Source organism: Geomicrobium sp. JCM 19037 (assembly GCF_000698105.1).
Taxonomy (GTDB): Bacteria; Bacillota; Bacilli; order Bacillales; family Marinococcaceae; genus Geomicrobium_A.
This window is the reverse complement of the sequence record NZ_BAWZ01000063.1, coordinates 1-6,502: the sequence shown is the minus strand read 5'-3', so window position 1 is coordinate 6,502 and position 6,502 is coordinate 1. Positions and strand designations below refer to the sequence as shown.

Here is a 6,502-nt window from a genome sequence, read left to right as displayed (position 1 = left end):
GCGCTTTCATATTAGTATACTATTACATTCTAAACGTTTAGCTAACGTTTAGATGTAATAGAAAACCCCCGATATGATGCCGCAAGGTGCTATAGTATTATTGGTAGTAATCTTGGCGGTGAGGTGAAGAGAACATCATGACAACGATAAAAGAAGTAGCAAAAGAAGCAAGGGTTTCTATTGCAACAGTATCTGCAGTTGTTAATGGGAATAAGTTTGTCAGTGAGGAGTTACGGCAAAGGACGGAAGAAGCAATAGTAAAGCTTGGTTATCGACCGAATCGTAGTGCGAGAAGCCTTAAGATTAAGAAGACGAATTTGCTCGGGCTGATGGTTACTGAGCTTACGAATCCATTTTATCCATTACTAGTCAAAGGAGTTGAGGAGCTAGCTTATCAGAATCAATACAATGTCATCATTAGCACAACTTATGATTTACAACACAAAGAAGAGAAATTATTGGATTCTATGATTGAGCAAGGCGTTGATGGGCTTATGTTGTCGACGATAGATCATAAAGATTCTAATATTTTAAAGAAGGTAGAAGAATTGAAGATTCCACATGTGCTTATTAACCGTTCACCAGTTGGGTATGAAGGTACGTCAGTTTCAGTGGATTCTATTGAAGTTGGCAGAATTGCTGCTGACCATTTGCTAACTTTAGGTCATAAAGAATTTGCGTTTGTCGGTGGTTCAAGAACGAACAGTATAGATCGACGCGAAGGGTTTTTACAAGAAATTAAATCTGCTGGTTTGTCGCCCAATTCGATTATTGAGATTCATGGTGATTATGATGAAGACTTGACATATAAACTGACGATAAAAATGTTAAAAAAATCAACAAATAGGCCAACGGCAATATTTGCAGCGAGTGACACGATGGCTTTTGCAGTTGCCAGAGCATATTTAGATTTTGGACTATCCATACCTCAGGACGTGTCTTTAATTGGTTCTGATAACGTTTCGTATGCTAGTGATTTTCGTATTCCATTAACAACGGTTGATTGCAAGGCAGCTCACATAGGTGAGCAAGGAATGAAATTTCTTCATCAATGGATATTGAGTGGAGAAAATTATGTTCATACACAAAAAATTGTAGAACCAACATTAATAGCTAGGCAGAGCACGCGAGACATTCGTTAATAATAACGCTATCTTTAGAAAGGGATGATACGAATGAAATCTGTTGTTATTGTAAGCGCTTCTCGAACAGCTATTGGAAAAATGGGGGGAGAATTAAAGGACGTTCATGCAGCTGACCTTGGGGCATCCGCTATTCAATCAGCAATAGAAAAAGCAGGTATAGACAAAGAACTAATTGATGATGTAATTATGGGATGTGTCGGACAAGTAGCAGAAAACGCTTTTATTGCAAGAATGTGTGCGTTGAGAGCTGGACTGCCGACGAGTTCAAACGCATACACGGTTAATCGCTTGTGTGGTTCTGGTTTGCAGGCGATTAACAACGCAGTACAGCAAATTCAATCCAATCAATCGGATGTTATTATTGCTGGTGGTACAGAAAACATGGACCTGTTACCCTATTATGTTCGAAAGGCACGCTACGGGTATCGTATGGGTCATGCACAACTTGAAGATGGCTTAGTAACAGCCTAACGGATCCATTTGGCCAGTATCATATGGGTGTTACAGCAGAAAATGTAGCCGAACGTTATGGGATTAGCAGAGAAGAACAAGATGAATTTGCAGCATTGAGCCAGGAGAGAGCGATAAATGCCATTGATCATGGGTATTTCAAAGACCAGATTGTACCAGTTGTTGTAAAAGGAAGAAAAGGGGAAAGTCGAGTCGTGGATATCGACGAACATCCACGTAGAGGAGTAACGGCTGAAAAACTAGCAAAAATGCCCCCTGCTTTTGCTGAGGATGGAACTGTCACTGCAGGCAACTCTTCAGGTATTAATTCTGGAGCAGCAGCGCTTGTTATCATGTCTGAAGACAAAGCGGGAGAGTTAGGATTAAAACCTATAGCCAAAATTAGAGAACAAGCCATAGCTGGTGTTGATCCTGAAGTCATGGGGTATGCTCCTACACCGGCTGTTGAGAAGATACTGAAGAAAAGCTCATTAACAGAAGATGATATTGATTTGGTGGAATTAAATGAAGCATTTGCTGCACAATCACTTGCTGTACTTAATGATCTTAAGTTTGATCTAGAAAAGGTCAACGTTAACGGTGGAGCTATTGCCCTCGGTCATCCTATTGGTGCTTCAGGTGCGGTGATTACAGTCAAACTTTTACACGAGATGGAAAGAAGAGATGTAAAGCGAGGTGTATCGACATTGTGTATTGGAGGGGGTCAAGGCATTGCAACATTGTTTGAACGAATATAACGGAAAAGAGGGATTGTTAAGAAATGATTGATTTATCAGGTAAAGTGGCGGTTGTTACGGGTTCGGGACGCGGGTTAGGGAAGGGGATAGTCATGAAACTCGCTTCACTCGGTGCTGAAACAATTGTGAGTGATATTGATGACAGGTCCATCCAGGAAACTGTACAAGAAATCCAGAGTTATGGTGGCAAAGCATTTGGAAAAGCATGTAATGTTTCACAGCCAGATGAAGCTGAAGAGTTCGTTCAGGAGGTAATCGCACGTTATGGAACGATCGATATTCTCGTTAATAATGCAGGGATTAACCGTGATGCCATGATGCACAAGATGTCAGTAGAAGAGTGGCAACAAGTTATGAATGTGAATATAAATGGTGTTTTTTACATGATGCAGCCTGCCGTTAAAGTGATGCGAGAGAAAGAATCAGGTTCCGTTATCAATATTTCTTCAGCAAGCTGGCAAGGAAATATTGGACAAGCGAACTATGCAGCAGCTAAAGCGGGGGTCATTGGTCTTACCAAAACAGCGGCAAAAGAATTGGGTAAAAAGGGGGTTACAGTAAATGCAATATGCCCAGGGTTTATTGAGACAGATATGACGAGAGGGGTTCCCGACCATGTTTGGGATATGATGGTGAATAAAATTGCCCTCGGTAGAGCAGGTCAACCAGAAGACGTTGCCAACTGCATTGCTTTTTTGGCATCCGAACAAGCTAATTATATAACCGGTGAAGTTATAAATGTCGGAGGAGGGATGGTTTTGTAAGGGGGACTTAGTGAACTTAAAAGGAGGCTTAACTATGGTAATTCAAACAGTCGTGGTCATCGGTGCAGGTTTAATGGGAGCTGGAATTGCTCAAAACGCTGCGGTATCTGGTTTTAGAGTTCATCTAATTGATGAGTCCAATGAGGCGCTTCAAAAGGCGATAGAATTAATAAATGAAAAGCTAGAGCGTCGTGTATTGAAAGGGAGTCTAATGGAGTATGATAAACAAAAAATTTTGAAGCGAATCCAACTGACGATAGACATAAAGCTCGTCAGTGAAGGAGACATGGTTATTGAGGCGGTACCAGAAGATATTTCCTTGAAAGAGCGAGTATTTCATACAATCGACCGAATTGCTAAGCCAAGTGCAATTTTAGCATCCAACACCTCGGGTTTATCAATTGCACAACTCGGCAGCCAAACAAGTAGGTCTGAGAATGTCATCGGATTTCATTACTTTTACCCAGCACCACTAATGAAACTTATCGAAGTAACCCCATCAATTCTCACCTCTACAAAGACCGTAGAAACAACGACGAAATTTGCAAAAGCTCTTGGTAAAGAACCAGTCATCTGCAATGATTATCCTGGTTTCCTTGTCAATCGTATTCTCGTACCGATGATGAATGAAGCCATCTATTGTGTGGCAGAAGGGGCAAGCCCAACCGATGTTGATACAGCTATGAAACTGGGAGCCAACCACCTAATGGGTCCGATTACACTAGCTGATTTTGTAGGGTTAGATACACTTCTTTCTACTATGGAAGGACTTTATGAAGGGTTTAGTGATTCTAAATATCGTCCGTGCCCATTATTAAAGAAATATGTAGAGTCGGGCATGCTAGGGGCGAAGACGGGAAGAGGGTTTTTCGGATATGATTCAGACGGCAACAAAATGAATGTTGAGGGAGTTCTTCTGTCATGACAAAACGAATAGAGGCTAATGATGCCGCCAAGCTTATAAAATCTGGCGATACGTTGGCTGTATGCGGTTTTACACTAATGGGTGCTTGTGAAGATATGCTGGTCAGCTTGGAAGAGCATTTTTTAGAGACTGGCACACCCAATAATTTAACGTTATTACATGCGGCTGGTCATAGTAACCGAATGGGAGGTATAGAGCACCTAGCATATGATGGTATGGTATCTCGGATTATTGGCGCTCACTGGGGTCTGGCTCCTAAATGGAGTACTCTAATCTCTGAAAATCGAGTTGAGCCCATTGTCTATCTCAAGGTCAACTTACGCATTTATACCGAGACATGGCATCAGGTAAACCAGGCACTTATTCTAAGGTAGGTATCGGCACCTTTTTAGACCCCCGTTTAGAAGGCGGGCGAGTAAATGAAAAAGCAAAATCAAAGGCAAGCCTTGTTGATATTATCAAAATAAAAGAGGAGGAATATCTGTTTTATAACGCAATTCCAATTCATATTTGTGTCTTAAGAGGTACTTCTGCTGACGAATTTGGCAATATCACGATGGAAGATGAGGCGCTCAAACTTGAGGCGTTGTCGATTGCTCAAGCGACAAAGCGTTTTGGCGGAAAGGTAATTGTCCAAGTAAAAAATTATGTAAAACGCGGTTCACTGCCAGCAAGAGATGTGGAAATTCCAGGGACTTGTGTTGATTACATTATCGTTACAACTGATGCTGAAGAAAGACATCGCCAAACATCAGGAGCCTACTATAACCCTAGTTATACTGGGAAAATAAAAGAACCAAATTTACAGATGGTTATACCAACATTAAGTCCAAGAAAAGTAATTGCACGAAGAGCAAGTCAAGAGCTGTTCAAAGGGGCTGTTGTAAATTTGGGTACTGGAATTCCAGGAGATGCAGTTGGACCGGTCTGCGATGAAGAAGGAATGCTAGATGATATCCATCTGACCGTCGAGTCTGGAGTGATTGGTGGTATTCCTCTTGGTGGTGTAGATTTTGGTATTGCTCGTAGCCCTGAAGCCATATTATCTCATCAAGTTCAATTTGATTATTACATTGGACGAGGTGTCGACGTTACGTTTATGGGTGGAGCTGAATTTGATCGGCTAGGCAATGTCAACGTAAGTAAATTTGGAACGGTAACAACAGGCTGTGGTGGGTTTGTAGATATTACACAAAATGCTCGGAAGGTTGTATTTTGCTCCACATTTACAGCGAAAGGTCTGGATATTACGTATGAAGACGGATCAACAGTAATTCACCAAGAAGGCCAATTTTCAAAGTTTGTCAATCGTGTTCAGCAAGTAACATTTAGTGGACCTGTTTCAAGAAGACAAAATCAATCTGTGCTTATAGTGACTGAAAGAGCTGTTTTTCAATTGGAACCAGAAGGCGTTAGACTCATTGAAGTTGCACCAGGAATATCGATTGAACGAGACATCATCGCGCTTATGGGCTTTACTCCTTTAATGGATAAGTCCGTTAAAACAATGGATTATCAGTTATTTATGGATGGTCCGATGCGAGTATTAACTCAATGAATATCTAGCAAGTAATAAGGAGTGAAACGTATGAAGCGAATAGTCTTCATTTGTTTAGCAGTAGTGCTGGCTGGTTGTACGCAAAACACGGGAGCAGTTGAGGACATTGAGTCAGGAAACTCTGTAACAATTGCTGTTAGTCTGCCGCTTGGCGCGGATTCTCATCATGGAGTAGGTGTACAAGCATTTGGAGACGAGTTAGAAGAACGGACGGATGGACGAATCACAGTTCGTCCTTATTACGATAATGCTCTAGGGGCAGAACGAGAAGTGTTTGAGGGTATGGGCATTGGTATTATTGACGCAGGAATGGTTTCAACGGGACCATGGGGGGATTCCTTGATGAGATTATGCTATTTGATTTGCCGTATGTATTTAGAGATTATGATCATGCTCACCAGTTCTTGGACAGTGAATACGGTTCAACATTAGCAAATCAAATCTTTGAACAAACAAATGTGAAAGTGCTGGCTTGGATGGAGAATGGATTCCGATATCAAACACATTCAACTATTGCTGTAGAAACTCCGGAAGATCTTCGAGGAACAGATCATCGTACTCAGGAGAGCCAAGTGCAAATTGATACATGGCAGGCACTCGGGGCGAACGCTACACCAATGGCTTGGAACGAAGTCTATTCAGCCCTTCAACAAGGAGTTATTGATAGCCAAGAAAATCCTATTCCTACGATTTATGATATGGGCTTTTCTGATATCCAAGGATATGTAAATATGACCCAACATGTCTATTCTCCCGCGCCTCTACTTATGAGTGGGACGTTGTTCGAGTCATTTAATCAAGAAGATCAAACACACATTTTAGCAGCGGCTGAGACTGCCACTCGATGTTCAGCGAGAAGAGAGCGAGAAACAGACTGAAGAAATGGTGAGTTTGTTTGAGGA

Annotated in this window: 5 protein-coding genes and 2 pseudogenes; all 7 read left to right on the top strand. The window is 41.6% G+C overall.

The genetic code is table 11. From position 1 onward, the window contains the following. Positions 1–137: 137 nt before the first annotated feature. Complete coding sequence (locus JCM19037_RS21365; RefSeq protein WP_042404484.1) at positions 138–1,142, top strand: LacI family DNA-binding transcriptional regulator; 1,005 nt, start codon at positions 138–140, stop codon at positions 1,140–1,142. 33 nt (positions 1,143–1,175) lie between these two features. Then, positions 1,176–2,353: pseudogene (locus JCM19037_RS21360) on the top strand (acetyl-CoA C-acyltransferase). 23 nt (positions 2,354–2,376) lie between these two features. Then, positions 2,377–3,117: a 3-oxoacyl-ACP reductase FabG gene (fabG, locus tag JCM19037_RS21355; RefSeq protein ID WP_042404482.1), complete on the top strand. Its 741-nt coding sequence runs from the start codon at positions 2,377–2,379 to the stop codon at positions 3,115–3,117. A gap of 34 nt (positions 3,118–3,151) precedes the next feature. Beyond that, positions 3,152–4,042, top strand: coding sequence for a 3-hydroxyacyl-CoA dehydrogenase family protein (locus JCM19037_RS21350; RefSeq protein ID WP_042404479.1), 891 nt, complete (start codon positions 3,152–3,154; stop codon positions 4,040–4,042). Next, positions 4,039–4,416, top strand: a complete 378-nt coding sequence (locus JCM19037_RS27960; RefSeq protein WP_238544861.1) for a hypothetical protein — start codon at positions 4,039–4,041, stop codon at positions 4,414–4,416. The genes JCM19037_RS21350 and JCM19037_RS27960 overlap by 4 nt, the downstream gene beginning before the upstream one ends. After that, the gene (locus JCM19037_RS21345) at positions 4,380–5,600 is read left to right on the top strand and encodes a CoA-transferase (RefSeq protein ID WP_238544860.1); all 1,221 of its coding nucleotides are present in this window, start codon (positions 4,380–4,382) and stop codon (positions 5,598–5,600) included. The genes JCM19037_RS27960 and JCM19037_RS21345 overlap by 37 nt, the downstream gene beginning before the upstream one ends. Positions 5,601–5,630: 30 nt before the next feature. Then, positions 5,631–6,478: pseudogene (locus JCM19037_RS26315) on the top strand (DctP family TRAP transporter solute-binding subunit). Positions 6,479–6,502: the final 24 nt, after the last annotated feature.